Source organism: Dryocola sp. LX212, assembly GCA_041504365.1.
GTDB lineage: Bacteria > Pseudomonadota > Gammaproteobacteria > Enterobacterales > Enterobacteriaceae > Dryocola.
The window spans coordinates 3,843,497-3,868,176 of sequence record CP167917.1 but is presented as its reverse complement, the minus strand read 5'-3'; the positions used below and the strand labels follow the sequence as shown (position 1 = coordinate 3,868,176).

Genomic DNA, 24,680 nt, shown 5'->3' with positions numbered 1-24,680 from the left:
AATAAGGAAAGCATCGCGCTTTTCGATGGTGCCCATTGTCGGCCTGTGGAGGCTATCTCTCAATGCATATTCCTGCCTTTGTCTTGCCCATTTCTCCTGATTGCTGGAGAATTATCGAAAATGGACGCACACTGATAGCGCTAAAAAAGCCTTGTGGAGCCGATGAAAATGAACCGTAAAGCGATTTGCCAGCAGCTGACGGAAAAGATTAATCAATTGATACAAAATGAAAATATTGGTAGGCCAACGCTGCCGCAGGTGCGTCTGCTGTATGGGACTAATCCTAACGGCAGAACGCCGGTTATGTATGAGCCGGGGATTGTAATTCTCTTTTCCGGGCATAAAACGGGCTATATCAACGACCGGGTGTTTCGCTACGACGCCAACGAATATCTGCTGCTGACGGTTCCCTTACCTTTCGAGTGTGAAACTTTCGCGACGCCGGAAGTGCCGCTGGCGGGAGTGCGTATCAACGTGGATATTTTGCAGCTTCAGGATCTGCTGATGGACATCGGTGAGGATGATTTATTTCACCCGCAGGCGTGCTCCACGGGCATAAACTCCGCCGAGCTTTCCGAGGAGATCCTCTGCGCGGTGGAGCGCCTGCTGGATGTCATGGAGCGCCCACTGGACGCTCGGATCCTGGGCAAGCAGATCATCCGCGAAATTCTCTACCACATTCTGACCGGGCCACGGGGCGGGGCGCTGCTGGCGCTGGTGAGTCGCCAGACGCACTTTAGCCTGATCAGCCGCGTGCTCCGGCGCATCGAAACGCAGTACACGGAGAACCTCTCCGTTGATCAGCTGGCGGCGGAAGCCAACATGAGCGTGTCTGCGTTTCACCATAATTTTAAATCTGTCACCAGCACCTCGCCGCTGCAGTACCTGAAAAGCTATCGGCTGCACAAAGCAAGAATGCTGATCCTACATGATGGCCTGAAGGCCAGCACCGCTGCGGTAAAGGTGGGTTATGAGAGCGCCTCGCAGTTCAGCCGCGAGTTTAAGCGTTATTTCGGCGTGACGCCTGGGGAAGATGTGGCGAGAATGCGCACCCTGTAAAGCAAAAAAATGTCCGGTTATCAGTACGGAAATGATAACCGGCATGTTGAGCTGTGGCATGAATAAGGCATCAATGACTTACGCTATTTTGACTTTTTTTTTGAACACCACGAATAACGTGCCTACCAGCCCGGCGACCAGCAGACCAACAGGCAGGATCACCAGGAACGTCATCACCTGATCTTCATGGCGTTTAACAAAGGGGATCATGCTTAACGCGTAGCCGAAGCTGGTCACCACACCTACCCAAAGCAGGGCGCTGAGCCAGTTGAAGAACTGGAAACGGCGGTTGCTGAGGCCAGATATACCCGCCATGGTTGGCAGCAGGGTGCGCACAAAAGCTAAGAAGCGACCGGCGAGCAGAGCCAGCAGGCCGTGCTTATCGAACATATGCGTGGCGCGCTGATGATACTGGTCCGGCAGATGCGCCAGCCAGCTCTTCACCGTTTCGGTGTTGCCAAGCCAGCGGCCTTGCAGGTAGCTCAGCCAGCAGCCCAGGCTTGCCGCCGTGGTTAAGATAACCATCGTCGGGACAAAGTCCATTACCCCTTTCGCGACCAGCGCTCCAGCCAGTAACAGCAGGCTGTCGCCCGGTAAAAAAGAGGCGGGAAGCAAACCGTTTTCAAGAAACAGCGTCGCGAACATGACGCAGTAGACAACACCAATCACATGCGGGTCCGCTAATGCGGCAAAATCGTGATGCCAGAGCGCTTCAGCAATATTTTGTATTACAGCCATTGAAAATCCTGTGAAACCGCTTAAATCAGCCGCCCCGGACAGGACGAACCTTTATTAAGACATAGTGTAACGCGAAAAAGCCCACAGCACCTTGATCGTGGGCTCAACTAATCACAGCGGCGGCAAGATCCCCGTCTCCTCAGGTGTCCATGCTGGCAACTTCAGGCTATGCGCTGGAAACCTGCTTCAAGATCGCTTATCAGGTCATCGACATTTTCGAGGCCAATGTGCACGCGCACCAGCGTTCCGGAGAAATCTACACCGCCTGCCGGGCGGATTTCCGCAAGCTCCTCCGGCTGATTGGCAAGGATAAGCGATTCATAGCCTCCCCAGGAATAGGCCATACTAAAATAGTGGAAATGGTCGAGATAATTTTGTAACCGTTCATCATCTAAGCGCTGTTTCAGCACGAACGAGAACAGCCCGCTGCTGCCTGTAAAGTCACGTTTCCAGAACTCATGGCCCTTGCTGCCCGGCAGCGCAGGGTGGTTAACGCGTTCGACAAGCGGGTGCTGTGAGAGCCACTCGGCAATTTTAATGCTGCTTTCTTCATGCTGGCGCAGCCGCACTCCCAGGGTGCGCAGGCCGCGGCTGGTCATATACGCGGTATCCGCATCCAGCATCTGGCCCATCAGGTAGGAGTTTTCACGCAGCCGATCCCAGCAGCGGGCGTTGGCAACGGCGGTGCCTACCATGGCATCTGAATGGCCAATCAGGTATTTGGTGCCCGCCTGGATAGAGATATCAATGCCAAAATCCAGCGCCTTAAACAGAATGCCTGCAGCCCAGGTGTTATCCATCATGATGATAGCGTCCGGCGCGACGCGGCGTACCGCCTTCACGATAGCCGGCACGTCGTGGACTTCCATCGTGATGGAGCCGGGCGATTCAAGAAACACGACTTTAGTGTTCGGCTGAACCAGCCCGGCAATGCCTTCGCCGATAAGGGGATCGAACCAGGTTGTCGTGACGCCGAGCTTCGAAAGGATTTTAGTGCAGAAGTCCTGGGTAGGTTCATAGACGCTGCCGGTCACCAGCACGTTGTCGCCCTGTGCCACAAACGCCAGAATCGCGTTCGAAACGGCAGCGGCGCCGCAAGGGTAGAGCGCGCAGCCCGCGCCGCCCTCTAATTCGCACATGGCTTCCTGCAAAGAGAAGTGGGTGAGGGTGCCGCGGCGTCCATAAAACAGTTCGCCATTCGCGCGGTTTGCGGTGGCCTGCCGTTTGGCGGCGACGGTTTCAAAGACCAGCGATGAGGCGCGCTGAATGACGCTGTTAACCGATCCCTGGGTGAATTTTTTATCGCGCCCGGCATTTACCAGCGCCGTTTCAATGTGCTTCGCTGCCATCTGTTACTACCCCGTTTAACCATCTGGATGTCTAAACTTAACTTATCATGCTTTCATAAGCATTCCTCGTGCCGTTTCCTCAGGTTGCCAAAAAAAGCGGAAAATTCGGCGGTCGGCTGCTTTTCCTGTGTAAACGCAAGGAATGCATAGACAAATTCAGGCACTCTGGAAATACTAATGAGAACTACTATCAATTCGATGTCGTTTTGATATTATTACGTTCAGATTTTGTATTGTTTTCGCGGTGGAGATTAGTGTGACGAATAATTTGATGCAGACGGACCTTTCCGTCTGGGGCATGTATCAACATGCCGACATCGTGGTAAAGATTGTGATGATTGGCCTGATTCTGGCATCCATCGTCACCTGGGCCATCTTCTTCAGCAAGAGCGTGGAGATGTTCTCTCAGAAGCGCCGTCTCAAGCGTGAGCAGATGCAGCTGGCTGATGCGCGTTCACTGGACGAAGCCAGTGAAATGGCCACCGCCTTCGGTAACCGTAGCCTCAGCACGCTTCTTATCAATGAAGCCCAGAACGAACTGGAGCTTTCAGAGGGCAGCGAAGACAACGAAGGCATTAAAGAGCGTACCGGCTTCCGCCTCGAGCGCCGTGTCGCCGCCGTGGGCCGCCATATGGGCCGGGGCAATGGTTTCCTCGCTACCATCGGTGCTATCTCTCCGTTCGTGGGCCTGTTTGGTACCGTCTGGGGCATCATGAACAGCTTTATCGGTATTGCCCAGTCGCAGACCACTAACCTCGCCGTCGTGGCCCCGGGTATCGCAGAAGCGCTGCTCGCTACGGCTATCGGTCTGGTTGCGGCAATCCCTGCCGTGGTTATCTATAACGTGTTTGCACGCGTCATTGGTGGCTATAAAGCGTCTTTAGGCGACGTGGCGGCACAGGTACTGCTGCTGCAAAGCCGTGACCTGGATTTAGCAGCCAGCTCCCAGGCTCGCCCGGTTCGTACGGCTCAGAAACTGCGTGTAGGTTGATCCCATGGCTTTACGTCTTAACGAAAATCTCGACGATAACGGTGAAATGCATGAAATCAACGTGACGCCGTTTATCGACGTCATGCTGGTGCTGCTGATCATCTTTATGGTTGCCGCGCCGCTGGCGACGGTGGACGTGAAGGTCAACCTTCCCGCCTCCTCAAGCCAGCCGCAGCCGCGTCCTGAAAAACCGGTTTATCTGTCGGTGAAAGCCGATAAGACGATGTTTGTCGGCAACGATGAAGTGACGAAAGAAAATATGGTTAACGCTATCACCGCCGTCACCGAAGGGAAGAAAGACACCACCATCTTCTTCCGCGCGGATAAAACGGTTGATTACGAAACCATGATGAACGTCATGGATACGCTGCACCAGGCAGGCTATCTGAAAATTGGGCTTGTGGGTCAGGAAGTGACAAAAACGCAGTAAGTTTTATCCCCTCTCCCGCCCGGGAGAGGGGTTAGCATTATCCCAGATGTTCCCCACCGCAAACACCGTGTACTTCCGCCGTAACGTAGCTTGAATCCTGACTTGCCAGATAGACATAAACCGGCGCCAGCTCCGCAGGCTGTCCTGCGCGCTTCATCGGCGTCTGCTGGCCAAATTTCGGGATTTTATCCTGAGTCTGGCCGCCGGAGATTTGCAGCGCGGTCCAGATAGGGCCTGGAGCAACCACGTTAACGCGAATGCCTTTCTCAGCCACCTGTTTGGCAAGGCCACGGCTGTAGTTAAGAATTGCGGCTTTAGTGGAGGCATAATCCAGCAGGTGCGGGCTTGGCTGGTAGGCCTGAATGGAAGAGGTGGTGATGATGCTGGCGCCTGGTTTCAGGTGCGGCAGGGCTTCCTGAGTTATCCAGAACAGCGCAAAAACGTTGACCGCATAGGTCTTCTGAAACTGTTCGCTGGTGAGATCGGCAATCTCAGGGATGGCAACCTGCTTGCCAGCGACCAGCGCCAGAATATCAAGCCCGCCTAATTCTTTAATAGCCTGATTGACCAGCGAACGGGCAAACGTTTCGTCGCTGAGATCGCCGGGTATCAGCACTGCTTTGCGGCCGGATTCCTCAATCAGCACTTTCACCTGCTCGGCATCTTCCTGTTCGGCGGGCAGATAGTTGATAACCACGTCGGCCCCCTCTCTGGCATAGGCAATTGCCGCTGCGCGACCAATACCGGAATCGCCGCCCGTAACCAGCGCCTTACGCCCTTGTAGACGACCACTGCCGACGTAGCTGCTTTCACCGCAGTCAGGAACGGGATCCATTTTCGACTGGACACCCGGTGCGGGCTGTTTCTGCCTGGGGTATTCTCCGGTGAAATACTGGTTGCGCGGGTCCTGGATCTTCGACTGGTGATCTGCCATTAATCATTCTCCATTGTCAGTTAACCTCCCTAAAGGGTAGTTATCCCTGCTGGGTTGTCGAACCTTTACAGGTTATTCCTAAGGCTCGCGCTTACCGCTGGATGCCCCTGTCGCTGCGTTTCGTCTCGCTTGAGACACCCTTATGCCTTAATGTAAAGATGCACGCGGGCCAATAACGGAGAAGAAATGAAAACCGCACGCCATCACGAATTGCTACAGTTGCTGGAACAGTACGGCAGCCTGACCACCCAGCAGCTGGCACGCCTGCTGGACGTCAGTCTTGAAACCGTGCGTCGCGATTTAACCGATCTGCAAAAGCAGGGGAAGATCCTGCGTCAACACGGTCGGGCTAAACGCCTGGGCCAGGGCGCAGCCGAAACCGGCTATCCCTTTGCCGAGCGGCAAAAAAGCCATCTGAACAGCAAAGCAGTTATTGCCCGGCGGGCCCTATCATGGGTGAGCGAAGGTATGGTGATTGCCATGGACGCCAGCTCCACCTGCTGGTATATGGCCCGCTTGTTGCCTGATATTCCCGTTACCGTGTTTACCAACAGCGAGCGCATTTGCCAGGCGTTATCAAAGCGTCGACACATCAGGGTCATTTGCAGCGGTGGGCTTCTGCTGCGTGAATACGCCTGCTATATCAATGCACCCCTGGTGGCCCAGCTCAAAAATATCGCCATCGATCTGTTTCTGTTTTCCTGCAAGGGCGTTGATGGCAACGGAGCGCTGTGGGATGCGCGAAGCTGGAACGCGGAGTACAAAACTGTTTTGCTCCGGCGAGCCGCACAGTCACTGTTGCTGATCGACAAAAGCAAGTTTGCACGGGCCGGAGATGTCAAAGTAGGGGAGATGTCGCAGGTGACACAAATTATCAGCGATTCCGCCGTGCCGGAAATATGGACGGCTAAAGATTAGGTTCATCGCGCTTTACCGGGGAACGCTGGCCCGGAATTGTTCAATGCCCAGCAGCGCTGTAGCGATCTGAATTCTGCTGTCTATAAATACTACGATAATATTAAAAAACGCTGCGCCGAGGGCGAACGCGTTTCGCTGTGCGATATAGAAGTCCTGAACCTGCGCCAGTGTTTCGACGAACTAAGCCTGGAAGCCTACCCGCACCTTGTGGCGGTTGTCTGGCCGCACTACCAGCGACCGGAAGTGGAACTTGATAACGTCTAACTGGCTATTTGGAAGCATGAACGTTGCGCGTCCAATATTGGACCGATGAATTACTGTATAAAAAATACACATCGGTTATTATTTGCACACTCAAGAAGAGTCACCCACCACACTGCTGGTAAATTAGTAAGGATTTGTTACACCTCTGCTATAGAAAACGAATATGTCCATGATTAAAAAAATTATTCCCGTCCTACTTTTAGCCGTACCTGCCCTGTTTAGCACAAATTCCTTTGCCTTTAATATGCCAAAGGAATTTGCGTCTGTGGGCACGCGGTCGCTCTCTCATTCCGAATTACTGCACGATAAGAGCGTTCATAAAGGTTCCAGCTCTGCGGAGATAAAAAGCGCTTTGCTCTCGCAGTACAGCCAGTGGAAAGGCACCCGCTATCGCTGGGGCGGCTCATCGCACAAGGGGGTCGACTGTTCGGCGCTGATGCAGCACATCTTTAGCGCTTCGCTGCATAAATATTTACCGCGCACGACTTTTGAGCAGATAAAAAACGGCATGCGTGTGGGTAAGGGTGAGCTGAAAGCAGGCGATCTGGTCTTTTTCCATACCAAACCCGGCGTGCGTCACGTAGGGGTTTACCTTGGTAACAGCGAGTTCATGCACGCCTCAAGCTCGAAAGGTGTAACCATCTCTTCCCTGAGCAACCGGTTCTGGGAAACCCATTACGAAACTGCCCGCCGTTTGGATCTGCTGAGCTAACCAGTATAAGCCAGGGCAGCCCGCGTTCGGATTCGCTTGCTGCCCGTCCTTGTGTGATGGAAAGGGCACTTTGGAACGCTTCTAACTATGTTATCTGATACAGAGATGTTGCTGGGAACGGAAATTCTGATATCAGAACAGACCCAGACGCCAGGACAGGAAACAGCAGCAGGTGACGACTGTGTTATGTACCGAATGCACGAAAATCGCACAATGATAAAGGAACGCCCATGATAGAAGTTCCTTTACTCATTACTTTAGCGTTAAAAAACACTTTAAATCAGTTTATTAGCTTCATTAATTCTGAGTCCTGAGCCCGTGAGCCAAGCGCAGCGCTATCCAACTGCGTTGCAAAATCTACGGGTTGAATAATGATATGTGCTGAAGCACCGTTTAGATTGACTTTATTGTCGGCTTTCTCTGTCGCTATCTCACGAATTTGTCCCGCGCTGAAGTCAACTTCGAGTAACAAGCTGGTTGAGTGACCATTTTTCGACACAATAGTCATGCGTAATCGAAGCGTTTCGCTACCTGCTGGAGGCGTTATCTCTAACGCTCCGCTGCTGGTGTTGAGCTGCACCCATTCAGGTACGGCCTTGCCGTTACTGAGTGTCGCGCGGACCTCACGTATCGTATTGTCCTTGCTGAATGCAGCAATCTGAAGATGTCGTGTATCCCCCATCAATTCAATAGTCAGTCCATCGCTTGTTTGGAAGGAGGACGCAACTTTCTGCGCACTGTTTAGCCCGCGACTGTCCACAGAATCCACCGTCCGCAGTAAAGCGCCACCTTGTTCCGCTGTATCTATGCCATGCAATGAATTAACGTCATTGACAGCCTGCAGTACGGCGCCCTGGGCCGACAGGGTTGAAATGCCAGCGAGTGAGTTAACGCTGTTTACCGCATGATGCACGGGTCCTTCGGCGTTGAGTAAAGGCGTCCCGTGCAGCCATTCAACGCTATTGACTGTTTTGATCAGAGGCGATTCCACCCGCATCAGCCGATCCGAGGAACCTCCTTCGCTGCGGAGTGATTCAAAATCTGGCGTGGCAACAAATGGATAATCATCGTGAGCGGTTGGGGCCGGCTCCTGCGCTGAAGTGACATTCACCGTCACCGTTGCGGTTTCATCCGTACTGCCAGAACTGACCGTGTAGGTAAAGCTAACGAAACCATTAAAATCATCATGTGGAGTAAAGTTCAGCGTGCCGTCAGCATTCAGTATCACTGTGCCATTGGAGATGGATAGTGGAATACCGATTGCAATGGCGCTACCGTTGATCGCCGTGATTTTGTGGTCATCGTTTTCAAACGTATCGTTGTCACTAACGGCTATGACGACAGATGTACCTGCTTTTGTGGTCACTGTATCAGGCTCAATATCCGCCACAGGATTGATTGTCAACGTCACCGTGGACAGCACCGTTCCACCTTTCCCGTCGCTGATTTCGACGACAAAGCTATCGGTGCCGCTGAAGTCGGCAGTTGGTGTATAAGTGTACTCACCCGTCACGGTATTTATCGTCACGGTACCGTGGGCTGGCTGAGTTGCCAGGGTATAAGCCAGCTTGTCCCCGTCTTTATCCGTTGCCGTGACTTTGCCCGTGTAGGAAGAATCCTCAGACGTTGTAACCGTGTAATTACCTGTACCCGGATCGAATGTCTGCCCGGGACTCATAAAGTCCGCTGGCACAGGAATATCATTGTCAGCCAGCACGTTCACGATAACCGTGGCCGTTTCGGTGACGCCCCCGGAAGAGACGGTATAGCTGAAACTGGTTGTGCCATTGAATTCCGCTGTCGGGAAAAAGTTCAGCGTGCCGTCCGCATTGAGTGTGACCGACCCATTTGAAACCGCCAGAGGAACACCGGCAGTAATGGCCTTTCCATTGATCGCTGTGACGTTATGCGCACTGTTCTCAAACGTGTCGTTTGCGTTTATTGCAATAGTGACGCTGCTGTCTTCTTTGATGGTCACCGTATCGGCAACAATATCGGCTACCGGCGTGACGGTGAAATTAACGGTCGACTGCACAGCGCCGCCGCGACCATCACTGATTTCAACAATGAAACTGTCAGTACCATTGAAGTCAGCCTCAGGTGTGTAGCTGTACAACCCTGTTGTCGCATCGAAGGAGACAATACCGTGAGCCGGTTTCGTCGCAAGGCTAAAGGTGAGCGTATCACCATCAGCATCGACAGCGGCGACTCTTCCGCTAAAGGCAACATCTTCAGCTGTACTAAAGGAGTAATTGCCCGTCAATGGATTGAACAGCAGGCCAGGCATTCCCGGATCGCTCGGAACAGGCACATCATTTGCTTCCGTAACATTAATGGTAGTCGTGGCAGTTTCCGTGACGCCGCCGGAGGTCACGGTGTAGCTGAAACTGGTGCTACCTTTGAAGTCGCTTTGTGGCGTGAAGCCCAGGGTGCCGTTGGCATTGAGCGTCACCGAGCCGTTTGCCACCGCCAGCGGTACGCCGACGGTGACGGCGGTGCCGTTGATGGCGGTAATCACATGACCGCTGTTTTCAAAACTGTCGTTGGCGTTCACCGTGATGGTGATCGGGGTGTCCTCACTGATGATTACCGTGTCGGCGACAATATCCGTCACTGGCGTAACGGTAAAGGTCACCGTCGACTGGACCACGCCGCCGTTGCCGTCGCTTACCTGCACCACGAAGCTGTCGGTGCCGTTGTAGTCTGCGGTCGGAGTGTAAGTGTATGCGCCGGTGGTGCCGTTAAGCGTCACCGTACCGTGCGCGGGCTGGGTTGTCACCGTATAGCCGAGCGCGTCACCGTCTCTATCCGTCGCCGTAACCTGTCCGCTGAACGGCACGTCCTCGGCGGTGGTGGCCGCATAATTTCCTGTCGCAGGATTGAAGGTCTGTCCCGGGAGGCCCGGGTCGGTGGAGACGGGGGCGTCGTTAACCGGCGTCACATTGACCGTCACATTCGCGGTTTCCGATACGCCGCCGGAGGTGACCGTGTAGCTGAAGCTGGCCGGGCCGTTAAAGTTGGCGGCAGGAGTAAAGCCCAGCGTGCCGTTGGCATTGAGCGTCACCGAGCCGTTTGCTACCGCCAGCGGCACACCGACGGTGACGGCGGTGCCGTTGATGGCGGTAATCACATGACCGCTGTTTTCAAAGGTGTCGTTGGCGTTCACCGTGATGGTGACCGGGGTGTCCTCACTGGTGGTTACCGTATCGGCGGCAATATCGGCGACAGGGGTGACGGTGAACATGACGGTGGTTTGTGCCGTGCCGCCGTTGCCGTCGCTTACCTGCATCACGAAACTGTCGGTGCCGTTGTAGTCTGCGGTCGGAGTGTAAGTGTATGCGCCGGTGGTGGCGTTAAGCGTCACCGTACCGTGCGCGGGCTGGGTTGTCACCGTATAGCCGAGCGCGTCACCGTCTCTATCCGTCGCCGTAACCTGTCCGCTGAACGGCACGTCCTCGGCGGTGGTGGCCGCATAATTTCCTGTCGCAGGATTGAAGGTCTGTCCCGGGAGGCCCGGGTCGGTGGAGACGGGGGCGTCGTTAACCGGCGTCACATTGACCGTCACATTCGCGGTTTCCGATACGCCGCCGGAGGTGACCGTGTAGCTGAAGCTGGCCGGGCCGTTAAAGTTGGCGGCAGGAGTAAAGCCCAGCGTGCCGTTGGCATTGAGCGTCACCGAGCCGTTTGCCACCGCCAGCGGTACGCCGACGGTGACGGCGGTGCCGTTGATGGCGGTAATCACATGACCGCTGTTTTCAAAGGTGTCGTTGGCGTTCACCGTGATGGTGACCGGGGTGTCCTCACTGGTGGTTACCGTGTCGGCGACAATATCCGTCACTGGCGTAACGGTAAAGGTCACCGTCGACTGGACCACGCCGCCGTTGCCGTCGCTTACCTGCACCACGAAGCTGTCGGTGCCGTTGTAGTCTGCGGTCGGAGTGTAAGTGTATGCGCCGGTGGTGCCGTTAAGCGTCACCGTACCGTGCGCGGGCTGGGTTGTCACCGTATAGCCGAGCGCGTCACCGTCTCTATCCGTCGCCGTAACCTGTCCGCTGAACGGCACGTCCTCGGCGGTGGTGGCCGCATAATTTCCTGTCGCAGGATTAAAGGTCTGGCCTGGCAGGCCCGGATCGACAGGGACAGGGACGTCATTGACCTCCGCGACGTTAACGGTAACCGTTGCGGTTTCCGATACGCCGCCGGAGGTGACCGTGTAGCTGAAATTGGTTGTGCCGTTGAAGTTGACGGCAGGGGTAAAGCGCAGCGTACCGTCGGCATTGAGCGTCACAAGTCCATTAGATACAGCGACAGAAGCACCTGCTGTGATAGCCGAGCCGTTGATCCTGGTAATGACATGGCCGGGGTTTTCAAAGGTGTCGTTGGCGTTCACCGTAATGGTGACCGGGGTGTCCTCACTGGTGGTTACCGTATCGGCGGCAATATCGGCGACAGGGGTGACGGTGAACATGACGATGGTTTGTGCCGTGCCGCCATTGCCGTCGCTGAGCTCAACAACAAAGCTGTCGGCCCCGTTGTAATCCGCCGCCGGGGTGTAGGTGTAGACGCCAGTGGTGGCATTGAGCGTCACCGTGCCGTGCGTTGGCTGGCTACTGACGATATAGGTCAGCGGGTTGCCGTCTGCATCAGTAGCCGCTACCTGTCCGCTGAAAGCACTGTCTTCCGCTGTGGTGGCCATATAGTTCCCGGAAACCGGATCGAACGACTGACCGGGGGTTGGCGGGATCGGCTCCGAAGGCACAGGTACATCGTTGACCGGCGTCACATTGACGGTCACTCTTGCCGTTTCGGTCACGCCGCCAGAAGTCACCGTGTAGCTGAAACTGGTGGCACCGTTGAAGTTAGCCGCAGGGGTAAAGCTCAGCGTGCCGTCTGCATTGAGAATGACCGAACCGTTGGAAACGGCCACCGACGCACCGATGCCGATCGCGGTGCCGTTGATTGCCGTCACCGTATGGCCGCTGTTTTCAAACGAGTCGTTGGTATTAACCGCAATAACAACCGATGTGTCTTCGTTCGTGGTCACGGTGTCGGCGGCGATATCGCTCACCGGTGTGACGCTGAAGGTCACCGTCGACTGCACTACGCCGCCGTTGCCGTCACTGATTTGTACCACGAAGCTGTCGGTGCCGTTGTAGTCCGCCGTCGGGGTGTAGGTGTAGACGCCGGTGGTGGCGTTAAGCGTTACCGTGCCGTGGGTTGGCTGGGTGCTGACGGTGTAGATCAGCGGGTTGCCGTCAGCGTCGGTCGCGGCGACCTGGCCGCTGAAGGCCACATCCTCCTGGGTTTCAGCGGTGTAGTTACCGGTAGCAGGATCGAAAGACTGCCCCGGCGTTGGCGGGATCGGCTCCGAAGGGACCGGCGCATCATTCACCGGCGTCACATTGACGGTGACGTTCGCCGTTTCGGTCACGCCGCCAGAAGTGACCGTGTAGCTGAAACTGGTGGCACCGTTGAAGTTGGCCGCCGGGGTAAAGCGCAGCGTACCGTCGGTATTTAACGTCACCGAGCCGTTGGAAACCGCCACCGACGCACCGACGCCGATCGCGGTGCCGTTGATTGCCGTCACCGTATGACCGCTGTTTTCAAACGAGTCGTTGCTGTTCACCGTAATAACAACCGATGTGTCTTCGTTAGTGGTCACGGTGTCGGCGACGATATCAACCACCGGCGTGACGCTGAAGGTCACCGTCGACTGCACAACGCCGCCGTTGCCGTCACTGATTTGTACCACGAAGCTGTCGGTGCCGTTGTAGTCCGCCGTCGGGCTGTAGGTGTAGACGCCGGTGGTCGCGTTAAGCGTTACCGTGCCGTGGGTTGGCTGGGTACTGACGGTGTAGGTCAGCGGGCTGCCGTCAGCGTCGGTCGCGGCGACCTGGCCGCTGAAGGCCACATCCTCCTGGGTTTCAGCGGAGTAGTTACCGGTAGCAGGATCGAAAGACTGCCCCGGCGTTGGCGGTATCGGCTCCGAAGGGACTGGCGCATCATTCACCGGCGTTACATTGACGGTGACGTTCGCCGTTTCCGTCACGCCGCCGGAGGTGACCGTGTAGCTGAAACTGGTGGCGCCGTTGAAGTTGGCCGCAGGGGTAAAGCGCAGCGTGCCGTCGGCATTCAGCATCACCGATCCATTTGTTACCGCAACGGATTCACCCTGTGCAATTGTCGCCCCATTTATTGCTGTTATCGCAAAGTCAGCATTTTCAAACGAGTCATTATCAGTAACGTTGATCGTAACTGGAGTATCTTCGTTTGTGGTTGCCGTATCGGCTGCAATATCAGCTACCGGCGAAACGGTGAGCGTCACGGTTGACTGTACGGTGCCGTCCAGACCATCGCTGATCTCGACCATAAAGCTGTCAGTACCATTAAAGTCGGCGTTTGGCGTGTAGGTATAACTGCCGTCTGGATTAAAGACGAGCGTGCCATTTGCAGGCTGGGCAATCACAACATAGGTCAGATCATCCCCGTCAGGGTCACTGGCTGCAACGCGGCCGTTAACCGGAGTATCCTCCTGAACTCCGACTGCGTAATCGCCGGTAGCAGGGTCGAAGGTCTGCCCAGGGACGCCAGGATCGACAGGGATCGGCGCATCATTAGAGGCATTGACATGAATGAACACCGTAGCTGTTTCAAAGACATCCCCTGAACTAACGGTGTAGGTGAAGCTATCCGGGCCGTTGTACTGAGGATTGGGCGTATAGACGATAGTGCCATCGGCAGAGAACGTCACACTGCCATTAGCGCCCTGAGTGACTGAGGTCACGACGGCAGCGCTGCTGTCAAAATTATCTGCGCTCGCGCCGTTTGTTCCCGTCAGGACATTGAAGGAAATAGCCGTATCTTCAAGCGTCTCGACGGCATCATTCACTCCGTCCACAACTGGTGTAATGGTCAAGGCGATCGTTGATTGTACCGTACCGCCTTTACCGTCGCTGATTTGCACGATAAAACTATCGGCCCCGTTGTAATCTGCCGCCGGGGTGTAGGTGTAGATGCCGGTGGTGGCATTGAGCGTCACCGCACCGTGAGTGGGTTGGCTGACAACGTTATAAGCAAGCGCATCGCCATCAGCATCAGTTGCTGCAACCTGACCATTGAAGGCGGTATCTTCTGGGGTAGTGGCCGCGTAGTTACCGGTGGTCGGATTAAAGGTCTGCCCTTGAGTACCTGGATTAACAGGGACAGGGGGATCGTTGACCGGCGTCACATTGACGGTCACTCTTGCAGTTTCGGTCACGCCGCCAGAAGTCACCGTGTAGCTGAAACTGGTGGCACCGTTGAAGTTAGCCGCAGGTGTAAAGCGCAGCGTGCCGTCTGCATTGAGAATGACCGAACCGTTGGAAACGGCCACCGATGCACCGACGCCGATCGCGGTGCCGTTGATTGCCGTCACCGTATGGCCGCTGTTTTCAAACGAGTCGTTGGTATTAACCGCAATAACAACCGATGTGTCTTCGTTCGTGGTCACGGTGTCGGCGGCGATATCGCTCACCGGTGTGACGCTGAAGGTCACCGTCGACTGCACTACGCCGCCGTTGCCGTCACTGATTTGTACCACGAAGCTGTCGGTGCCGTTGTAGTCCGCCGTCGGGGTGTAGGTGTAGACGCCGGTGGTGGCGTTAAGCGTTACCGTGCCGTGGGTTGGCTGGGTGCTGACGGTGTAGGTCAGCGGGTTGCCGTCAGCGTCGGTCGCGGCGACCTGGCCGATAAAGGCCACATCCTCCTGGGTTTCAGCGGTGTAGTTACCGGTAGCAGGATCGAAAGACTGCCCCGGCGTCGGTGGGATCGGCTCCGAAGGAACCGGCGCATCATTCACCGGCGTTACATTGACGGTGACGTTCGCCGTTTCGGTCACGCCGCCAGAAGTGACCGTGTAGCTGAAACTGGTGGCACCGTTGAAGTTAGCCGCAGGGGTAAAGCTCAGCGTGCCGTCTGCATTGAGAATGACCGAACCGTTGGAAACGGCCACCGACGCACCGACGCCGATCGCGGTGCCGTTGATTGCCGTCACCGTATGGCCGCTGTTTTCAAACGAGTCGTTGGTATTAACCGCAATAACAACCGATGTGTCTTCGTTCGTGGTCACGGTGTCGGCGGCGATATCGCTCACCGGTGTGACGCTGAAGGTCACCGTCGACTGCACTACGCCGCCGTTGCCGTCACTGATTTGTACCACGAAGCTGTCGGTGCCGTTGTAGTCCGCCGTCGGGGTGTAGGTGTAGACGCCGGTGGTGGCGTTAAGCGTTACCGTGCCGTGGGTTGGCTGGGTGCTGACGGTGTAGATCAGCGGGTTGCCGTCAGCGTCGGTCGCGGCGACCTGGCCGCTGAAGGCCACATCCTCCTGGGTTTCAGCGGTGTAGTTACCGGTAGCAGGATCGAAAGACTGCCCCGGCGTTGGCGGGATCGGCTCCGAAGGAACCGGCGCATCATTCACCGGCGTCACATTGACGGTGACGGTGGTTGATTCCGTCACGCCGCCAGAAGTCACCGTGTAGTTGAAGTTGGTGGCGCCGTTGAAGTTAGTGCCCGGCGTGAAGCTCAGCGTGCCGTCGGCATTTAACGTCACATTACCGTTAGCGACCATAAGAGGTACGCCAGCGGTGATGGCCGTGCCGTTAATCGACGTAATCACACGATCAGGATTTTCAAACGTATCATTCGCGTTGACCTGAATGATGACCGAAGTATCTTCGTTGGTCGTTACCGTGTCGGCGACGATATCGGCTACCGGCGTGACGGTGAAGTTCACCGTTGACTGCACGGTTCCACCGTTCCCGTCACTTATCTTGACGACAAAACTGTCGCTGCCATTGTAATCCGCCGCCGGGGTATAGGTGTACGCGCCGGTTGATGCGTTGATCGTTACCGTACCGTGAGCAGGCTGTGTTGTTATCGCAAAGGAGAGCGTATCGCCATCGCTATCGGTGGCGGCAACCTTGCCGTTAAAGGCGATGTCCTCTTGCGTTTCTGCCTCGTAGTTGCCGGTGGCGGGATCAAAGGTCTGCCCGGGCGTTGCCGGGACGGATTCCGACGGAACAGGGGCATCGTTGACCGATAAAATATTAACCGTGACAGTGGTGGTTTCTGTCACCCCACCGGAGGTGACGGTGTAGGTGAAACTATCCGTACCGCTGAAGTTTGCCGTCGGGGTATAGACTACGCTGCCGTTGGCACTGTAGGTGACGCTGCCGTGCAGCCCCTGGGTTACCCCGGTAATGGCGGCATTGGCATTCTCAAAACTGTCGGCGCTGGCACCATTGGTCCCGGTGAGTACGTTAAAGGTAAGGGCTGTATCTTCATTAGTGCTGACCGTGTCGGCGACAATATCCGCCACCGGCGTGACGGTAAAGTTAACGGTCGACTGCACAACGCCGCCGTTGCCGTCACTGATTTGTACCACGAAGCTGTCGGTGCCGTTGTAATCCGCCGTCGGGGTGTAGGTGTAAACGCCGGTGGTGGCGTTGAGCGTCACCGTACCGTGCGCTGGCTGAGTTGTGATCGTATAGCCGAGCGCATCACCGTCGGCGTCGGTAGCCGTGACCTGGCCGGTAAACGGCACGTCCTCGGCGGTGGTGGCCGCATAGTTGCCTGTCGCAGGATTAAAGGTCTGTCCCGGGAGGCCCCGATCGGTGGGGACGGGGGCGTCGTTAACCGGCGTCACATTGACCGTCACATTCGCGGTTTCCGATACGCCGCCGGAGGTGACCGTGTAGCTGAAGCTGGCCGGGCCGTTGAAGTTGGCGGCGGGGGTGAAGCCCAGCGTGCCGTCGGCATTGAGCGTCACCGAGCCGTTTGCCACCGCCAGCGGTACACCGACGGTGACGGCGGTGCCGTTGATGGCGGAAATCACATGGCCGCTGTTTTCAAAGCTGTCGTTGGCGTTCACCGTGATGGTGACCGGGGTGTCCTCACTGGTGATTGCCGTATCAGCGACAATATCCGCCACCGGCGTGACGGTAAAGTTGACGGTCGACAGCACGACGCCGCCGTTGCCGTCGCTTACCTGCACCACGAAGCTGTCGGTGCCGTTGTAGTCTGCGGTCGGGGTATAGGTATACGCGCCGGTGGTGGCGTTGAGCGTCACCGTGCCGTGTGCAGGCTGGGTTGTCACCGTATAAGTGAGGGGATCGCCATCAACATCAGTGGCCTTGACCTGGCCGTTAAAGGAAGTGTCTTCTCCAGTGGTGGCCGTATAGTTGCCGGTGGTTGCGTTGAAGTTTTGGCCAGGAATACCTGGGTCGGTAATGACGGGCGGAATAGGGGAAACGCTGTCACGATAATCAAGATCGCGGGCCGGTGGTTGTGCGTTTGAGCCGTCAGACGCCGTATCATTATCACTGTCTGCGAGATTAAAAATACCGCTGGCATTAATGTTGTCATCGTTCGGGTCGAACCCGTCATTGATGGCAGAACCCTCGAAAATATCAAGCAGGCCATCACCGTCTGTGTCAGCCGTTGAGGTGACGCTGGTCGGCTGCCCATCGCCACGTTCGGTAATATCGGCTTTTCCGTCGTTGTCGGAGTCCAGGTCAGTATAATCAGCGTTACCATCGCCTTCAGTATCCACCGGTGTTAAGCCCGGCGTGCGCCGTACAGAGAAGTTATCGGCATAGACGTCACCACTTGTCGTGACGGTGGTGATGTCATCCAGGAAAATCGTTGTCTGGGTACCTGTGGCAACAAAAGTGATTGAGTAACCGGTGTTGGTATTCGTCGATTTAGTGATGCTCTGCGATCCCAGCACGGTTGTGCCATCAAGAACCTGCACATTTAGGCCCACGGTGTTTGTGCCCGCGCCACTCCGGCCTACGTTAAATGTCAACGTATAGGTTTCACCAGGGATCGTTGTTATCGTCTGACGAGCTTCCCCGTTGGGCGTCGTATTGCTGCTATTGAAGACGATCACATCGGATGCACCAATGACCGAACCCGAAGTCGTCCATCCGGCAATTGACCCCGTAAACGTACCGTTAGTGACCAGCTCGGCACCGGAAAGGTCATAGGCGTCATCAAGGCCATCGCCGTTCGCATCAATGCCGCTCGGCGCGATGTAGCCTGCCGTTGTCTGGGCCTCAACGTTGTCGGTGATGCCATCATTATCGGAATCGAGATCAAGGCGGTTGATCATTCCATCACTGTCGCCATCACTTCCGGCTATGACATTGAATTCATTAAGAACGATGTTGGCATTACCGCGTCCAGTTACATTAAGCAACTCTATCCTTGCAACGTCATTCAGACCATCTAACGGGATCTGGAATGGGTTACCACCTGCATCGCCATTACCGACGGCGTTAGTGGCAGATAACGCCGTCGTAGAGAAGATGACTTCTCCTTTCGAGTTGTAAATCCGGACTTCCCCAATTTCGCCAATCGCCTCATCATCGCTCAACAGCGAGCCGCCGTTATTGAAGATCTGGATGTACCGGGCATCTACTATAGGTTTCTGGAACGTATACTCGATTTTCGCGATGGGGCCCGCAGCAATGTAGTAAGGGGCGCCGATGCCAGAACTACCATCAATGGTGGTATTGATAGAGTTGGCCGCAGGGTTTGCACCTGTGGTGGTTGCCGTCGTAGGTATGACAGTCTGGGTTTCTGGTCCCTCAGCAGTATCAACGATACCATCATTATCATCATCAATATCCCTGGCGTTGGCGATGCCATCGCCATCAGTGTCGATCATGGTTATCGTAGCAGTGGCGACGTTAGATGCAGTTGGTGCTGTACCGGAAACTGCGGAAACGGTAATAGTTCGAGTGCCGGGAATGCCGTCTGTTGTTGTGAAGCGCACATTATTTAGCGCATTCTGATAAACCGCTAACGTGGTGTTGCCTGTGAGCGTAAGCACACCTGTCGCAGTATTGTAACTGGAAGTTATTCCTGCAATAGAACTCACCAACGCCAGGCTATCTGCTGCCGTTGCGCCGGCCAGCGTAATCGTCATCGATGTGAGATTATTTCCTTCTGGATCGGTGACTGTAGCAAGGTTACCTATTGGCACAGAAATCTGATCGTAGGATCCGACATAACCCGTTCCATTCGTTCCGCTGTTCAAATCGATACGCGGCGCATCCGCCACCGCCGTGATGGTCACGGTGACGTTAGCCGTCTCCGTCGCCCCGCCGGAGGTGGCCGTGTAGTTGAATACAGCGCTGCCGCTATAGTCCGCCGCAGGGGTGAAGCTCAGCTTCTGCTGACCTGCATCGTTGATTAACGTCACCGTACCATTGGTCACGGCCACGCTGCCGTTGAGCGCAATGGCGGTACCGTTGACCGCAGTAATGGTGCGGCCCGTATTCTCAAACGTATCATTGGCGAATATATCGACAATAACCGTCGTGTCTTCCGGAGTCGTTATGGTGTCGGCGGTAATATCAACAACCGCGGTGATCGTCTGGGCGACCACGTCAGTTGCCGCTGAAAACGCCGTTGTGCCCCCTGTGCCGTTGGCGGCGATGTTAAAGCGACCGCCGTTAGTGCCCTGAGTCTGATCCCAGGCGCGGAGGGTCAACGCATCCGGCAAGGTGCCATTATAATCGGCAGTCGACTGGAAATAGAGACGCGAGGTTGTGGCGTTAGACAGCAGAAGGGCGTTGGTTTCGGAAACGGTGCCGAACTGCGTCCAGGTTGTACCGTTGTCGGTGGAGTACCACCAGGTGCCGTTGGCTGTATTAGCTCCGACGATGGCGATCCCTTTAACCGCACCCGTATCGACGTCAGCGACGTTGCCGTTATTAATGTTAAGCGTAGCCAGCGTGACATCAATGCCAACGGCTCCCCGGCCCACAGGGGAAAGAATATTGGCATCTTCGTTGAAGGTGGTCAGCGTGCGGGCGACATCCGTCAGTACTGGCGCATCGTTCACCGGAGCAACCGTGACGGCAATAGTCTCTGTTGCGGTAGAGAACGCCGTGATCCCGCCGTTCGTTGCGGTTGTGACTTTGCTTCCTGCGGTCCCGGAGGTCTGGTCCCAGCCACGGAAGGTCAACGCTGTAGCCCCCCCGGTGCCGTTATAGTTGAGGGTTGTAGCCTGAAAATACAGACGGGTATTCGCATTATCCGCAAGGAGCAGGGCACTGGTATTGGATACCGTGCCAACGGCCTGCCATGTCGAACCGCCATCAAGGGTGTACCACCAGACGCCATTGGTCGGTGCCGTAGCCGTGATAGCTATCCCTTTCAGCGCACCGGCATCAACGTCGCTATTCCCTGCGGTGAAATCTGAAATCGGTACGCCGACCGCATTGCCATTGACCGGAGGAGGGGCATCTTCTTGCGCGGTGTAGATCAGAACAGGCGTCGCATCAACGACAGGGGCATCGTTAACAGGCGTGACGGTGATGGTGACATTATCGGTATCGGAAAGTGATCCGCTGCCACCACCGCCATCTTTGGTCACGATTTGTAGATTCACCGGTCCGTTGTAGTTGACGACAGGCGTGTAGGCCGGGGCTGACGCGCCGCCCAGAAATGCATTAATCGCTGCCAGAGAGCCTGACAGGGTAAGGGTTCCTGTACCGGAGCCCGTCACGGTAACGCTGCTGTCCGCGATAGCCGATAACATCCCTGAGGCAACGGTGAGCTGGACAATGTAGGTGCCGTTAGCCCCGTTATCCGAGACTGAAATGCCGGTCAGCTGCCCGCCCGTATCTTCAGGTAGCGACCAGCCGACGGGCAGATTATTGACAGGGGCCTGTGGGTCGTCACGATAATCGAAATCCGCTACCCGCGGGATGGCTCCGGCACCGTTAGCCGCTACGTCGTTGTCGGTATCCGCGAGGTTGAAATTGCCATTTGGAATAATGTTCTCGTCATTAGCATCGAAACCGTCATTTACGTTCGTCCCTTCAAAAATATCGAGCAGGCCGTCACCATCGGTATCGGTGGTCGAAGTGAGACTTGTCGGCTGCCCGTCGCCGCGCTCAATGATATCGGTCAGGCCGTCCCCATCAGAATCGCCGTCAAGATAATCACTGGTTCCATCACTGTCAGTATCAACAGGTGTCAGGCCGATGCTGGCCGCGCTGCTTTGGTTGCCAATGGCCGCATCGTAGGCATCGTCCAGGCCGTCTAGATCGGCATCGATACCACTCGGCGCGATATAGCCCGCGGTTGACTGGGCTTCAACGTTGTCGGTGATGCCATCGTTATCTGAATCAAGGTCGAGTCGATTCACTACACCGTCATTGTCGACGTCAGGATTAACGCCAAAGGCAACACGATCAATCAAATAATCGCCATTACCGACTCCATTTGGATTGATCTGGAAGAGTAAAACGTAATTACCTGGCGTCGTGATATTGACCGAGCCTGAAAAGTTCTGATAGTTATCGCCTGCGGCATTCATATCCGGTAGCGTGCTGATTGAACCGTTCGCAAGCACTTGTACAATCGTTTGTGTATCACGGTTGTAAAGCGAAACTTTATAAAAATCAGCGGGCGTGCTTAAACGAGCTGATAGGTCGAATGAATAAAGGTAGGTTCCTGCTGTCAGCGGCTGTTGGAAGTGGTAATAAATTGCCGGCGTCGCCCCTTCAGACTCCTGGACAATACTTTTCAGGCCAAGGTCTGGATTCCCTCCTGGATTTAACTGATCAAACAGTCCGCCGACCAGGTGCGAGTTAGGTAAATTATAGCTGTAGGCTGGGCTTGCGGTACTGGTAAACGGATCTGCACCATAATACCAGCCGGGAGGCGCGGTACTTCCTGAGAAAGCCCCTCCATTGACCAGAGAACTTTCGTTTCCTTCAATAGTGTCGAGAATGCCATCGTTATCATCATCGATATCTCTCAGGTTAGCTACGCCATCGCCATCACTATCAAGGATGGTAATGAACGCCATTGCCACGTTAGAAACCAGGGGGGCTGTGCCAGAAATGGCGCTGACGGTTATGGTGCGCAGCTGGTTCGGTGTACCTGAGGTCGTGGTAAACAGCACGCTGTTCAACAATGTCTGGTAGTTTGCAAGCGTAGTACTGCCGCTCAATGTTAATACACCCGTTGCCGCATTATAGCTATTGGTAATGCCGTAAGCTGTCATATCGCCAGCTGTCAGCGTGTCTGCGGCTGTGGCTCCGGCCAGGGTGATAGTGACCGACGTAATGTTGTTGTTTTCAGGGTCAGTCAGGGTTATCAGTTTACCGATAAGCATCGGGCCCTGATCGTAATAAGCGCTGTAATTGGAACCCGCTGCTGTGGAGTCAAGATCGATACGCGGCGCATCCGCCACCGCCGTGATGGTCACGGTGACGTTAGCCGTCTCCGTCGCCCCGCCGGAGGTGGCCGTGTAGTTGAATACAGCGCTGCCGCTATAGTCCGCCGCAGGGGTGAAGCTCAGCTTCTGCTGACCTGCATCGTTGATTAACGTCACCGTACCATTGGTCACGGCCACGCTGCCGTTGAGCGCAATGGCGGTACCGTTGACCGCAGTAATGGTGCGGCCCGTATTCTCAAACGTATCATTGGCGAATATATCGACAATAACCGTCGTGTCTTCCGGAGTCGTTATGGTGTCGGCGGTAATATCAACAACCGCGGTGATCGTCTGGGCGACCACGTCAGTTGCCGCTGAAAACGCCGTTGTGCCCCCTGTGCCGTTGGCGGCGATGTTAAAGCGACCGCCGTTAGTGCCCTGAGTCTGATCCCAGGCGCGGAGGGTCAACGCATCCGGCAAGGTGCCATTATAATCGGCAGTCGACTGGAAATAGAGACGCGAGGTTGTGGCGTTAGACAGCAGAAGGGCGTTGGTTTCGGAAACGGTGCCGAACTGCGTCCAGGTTGTACCGTTGTCGGTGGAGTACCACCAGGTGCCGTTGGCTGTATTAGCTCCGACGATGGCGATCCCTTTAACCGCACCCGTATCGACGTCAGCGACGTTGCCGTTATTAATGTTAAGCGTAGCCAGCGTGACATCAATGCCAACGGCTCCCCGGCCCACAGGGGAAAGAATATTGGCATCTTCGTTGAAGGTGGTCAGCGTGCGGGCGACATCCGTCAGTACTGGCGCATCGTTCACCGCGGCAACGTTGACCGCCACAGTATCGGTGATGAGCGAAACGGCTGTTGCCACGTTGCCCGTTCCTGTCGTGGTCGATGCTTTGGCCCCAGCCGTCCCGATGGATTGATCCCATGCTTTAAAGGTAAGGGCAGTGCCGGTGACCGCGCCGTTAAAGTTGGCGGTTGTTGCCTGGAAATAAAGCCGCGTGTTGGCATTATCGGCCAACAATAGCGCGCTTGTCGTTGAGACAGTGCCAACCGTTTGCCAGTTAGTGCCGCCATCCAGTGTGTACCACCAGACTCCCTGTGTCGGAGCATTAGCCGTAATCGCTATGCCTTTTAGCGCCCCGGGGTCAACGTCAGTAATGCCACCGGTGTAATCAGAAACAAGCACGCCAACGTTGCTACCATTGACGGGGGCTGGCGCATCTTCTATCGCGGCGTAAGTCAGAGCAGGGGTTGCGTCGAGCACCGGGGCGACCAGCAGCCCGTTCCAGTCACGCGCATCAAGGCTACGGGTTTCAATCGTCCCCGTGCTTCTCTCAAGAACCCAGTCCCCGCCAAGTTTAGCTGCGCCGGTGTCGTCGGATGATGCAGCAACATCTGCACCTGTTAGCTGACTCAGCGTCTCAATGGCAGCTGCACCCTGAACGCCTGCACCAAAGTCGCAGCCATAAACCAGGATATCAGCGTCAGCATTGAGTGAATATCCTATGTTCGCAAGCTGCGTCTTATAGGTATTTTGCATGCTTTCTCGTGACAGGCTGGCATTGCCCACCTGCAGTACGCCTTCTTCTCCGTGGCTGATAATATGCACGGACTCGACATTGCTTCGGCCTTGCAGCGTCTGGGCAATAAACTGCACACCATTCACGTTCTGATCGATGAAATGAATCTCGGCGCCCTTAGGGATACTCGTAGAGAGCTTGTCTGCATTCTCAACGCTGCGGTCGATGAAGTAGATAGCCTTAGGCGTAACGTCCGGAGCCTGGTAAACAGGTGCCTCAGCAGCCGTTTTGTGGTTGCCTTGAATAGAGGTCAGGGCGGCAACCAGATTGGCATGGTCCGCAGCCTCTGCCGGCGGAGGCGCAGGATGCGGAGCCTGGTGTGCTACCTCTTGTGCCGTTTGTGCAGCGGCGGCGTCCAGCAGCACTCGTGGTTCCAGCGCCTGCAGGAAGAGAGGAGAGGACATCATAGCGGCAGGTTTTTTAGCGTGTTTACCTGTCTGTCGCGATTTATTGTTCATAGTGGACCTCTCTTACAAA

Annotated in this window: 9 protein-coding genes and 1 pseudogene; 6 read left to right on the top strand and 4 right to left on the bottom strand. The window is 55.6% G+C overall.

The window, feature by feature from the left end:
- Nucleotides 1–168: 168 nt before the first annotated feature.
- Nucleotides 169–1,059, top strand: a complete 891-nt coding sequence (locus tag ACA108_18515) for an AraC family transcriptional regulator N-terminal domain-containing protein (protein ID XEX98159.1) — start codon at nucleotides 169–171, stop codon at nucleotides 1,057–1,059.
- Between the two features lie 78 nt (nucleotides 1,060–1,137).
- On the opposite strand, the gene yghB is transcribed toward ACA108_18515, so the two are convergent.
- Together yghB and metC are read right to left on the bottom strand one after the other, a co-directional pair.
- Nucleotides 1,138–1,797: a DedA family general envelope maintenance protein YghB gene (yghB, locus tag ACA108_18510; protein ID XEX95308.1), complete on the bottom strand. Its 660-nt coding sequence runs from the start codon at nucleotides 1,795–1,797 to the stop codon at nucleotides 1,138–1,140.
- Nucleotides 1,798–1,958: 161 nt separating this feature from the next.
- Nucleotides 1,959–3,146 (bottom strand): cystathionine beta-lyase, encoded by a 1,188-nt coding sequence (gene metC, locus ACA108_18505; protein XEX95307.1) that lies wholly within the window; start codon nucleotides 3,144–3,146, stop codon nucleotides 1,959–1,961.
- A gap of 256 nt (nucleotides 3,147–3,402) precedes the next feature.
- Here metC and exbB point away from each other — a divergent pair, with 256 nt between their 5' ends.
- Both exbB and exbD read left to right on the top strand, forming a co-directional pair.
- A complete protein-coding gene (gene exbB / locus ACA108_18500; protein XEX95306.1) occupies nucleotides 3,403–4,137 on the top strand; it encodes a tol-pal system-associated acyl-CoA thioesterase in 735 nt (244 codons plus the stop codon).
- Nucleotides 4,138–4,141: 4 nt separating this feature from the next.
- The gene (gene exbD / locus ACA108_18495) at nucleotides 4,142–4,567 is read left to right on the top strand and encodes a TonB system transport protein ExbD (protein ID XEX95305.1); all 426 of its coding nucleotides are present in this window, start codon (nucleotides 4,142–4,144) and stop codon (nucleotides 4,565–4,567) included.
- 37 nt (nucleotides 4,568–4,604) lie between these two features.
- Here the strand turns inward: exbD and ACA108_18490 are convergent, their stop codons facing one another.
- A complete protein-coding gene (locus ACA108_18490) occupies nucleotides 4,605–5,501 on the bottom strand; it encodes an SDR family oxidoreductase (GenBank protein XEX95304.1) in 897 nt (298 codons plus the stop codon).
- A 186-nt stretch (nucleotides 5,502–5,687) separates the two neighbouring features.
- On the opposite strand from ACA108_18490, the gene fucR reads away from it, so the two are divergent.
- The 3 genes and pseudogenes from fucR (at nucleotide 5,688) to ACA108_18475 (ending at nucleotide 7,395) form a co-directional block, all read left to right on the top strand.
- Nucleotides 5,688–6,419, top strand: coding sequence for an L-fucose operon activator (gene fucR / locus ACA108_18485; GenBank protein ID XEX95303.1), 732 nt, complete (start codon nucleotides 5,688–5,690; stop codon nucleotides 6,417–6,419).
- A gap of 21 nt (nucleotides 6,420–6,440) precedes the next feature.
- Nucleotides 6,441–6,683 (top strand): annotated as a pseudogene (locus tag ACA108_18480) (ESA_00282 family adhesion-associated protein).
- Between the two features lie 265 nt (nucleotides 6,684–6,948).
- Nucleotides 6,949–7,395 carry an NlpC/P60 family protein gene (locus ACA108_18475; protein XEX95302.1) on the top strand — a complete coding sequence of 149 codons (447 nt, stop codon included), beginning with the start codon at nucleotides 6,949–6,951 and terminating at the stop codon, nucleotides 7,393–7,395.
- A 280-nt stretch (nucleotides 7,396–7,675) separates the two neighbouring features.
- Here the strand turns inward: ACA108_18475 and ACA108_18470 are convergent, their stop codons facing one another.
- Nucleotides 7,676–24,661: a tandem-95 repeat protein gene (locus ACA108_18470; GenBank protein XEX95301.1), complete on the bottom strand. Its 16,986-nt coding sequence runs from the start codon at nucleotides 24,659–24,661 to the stop codon at nucleotides 7,676–7,678.
- Nucleotides 24,662–24,680 lie beyond the last annotated feature (19 nt).

Coding starts and splice junctions, on each gene's coding strand:
- ACA108_18515 (XEX98159.1), top strand. CDS start 169: ATGAACCGTAAAGCGATTTGCCAGCAGCTGACGGAAAAGATTAATCAA.
- yghB (XEX95308.1), bottom strand. CDS start 1,797: ATGGCTGTAATACAAAATATTGCTGAAGCGCTCTGGCATCACGATTTT.
- metC (XEX95307.1), bottom strand. CDS start 3,146: ATGGCAGCGAAGCACATTGAAACGGCGCTGGTAAATGCCGGGCGCGAT.
- exbD (XEX95305.1), top strand. CDS start 4,142: ATGGCTTTACGTCTTAACGAAAATCTCGACGATAACGGTGAAATGCAT.
- ACA108_18490 (XEX95304.1), bottom strand. CDS start 5,501: ATGGCAGATCACCAGTCGAAGATCCAGGACCCGCGCAACCAGTATTTC.
- fucR (XEX95303.1), top strand. CDS start 5,688: ATGAAAACCGCACGCCATCACGAATTGCTACAGTTGCTGGAACAGTAC.
- ACA108_18470 (XEX95301.1), bottom strand. CDS start 24,661: ATGAACAATAAATCGCGACAGACAGGTAAACACGCTAAAAAACCTGCC.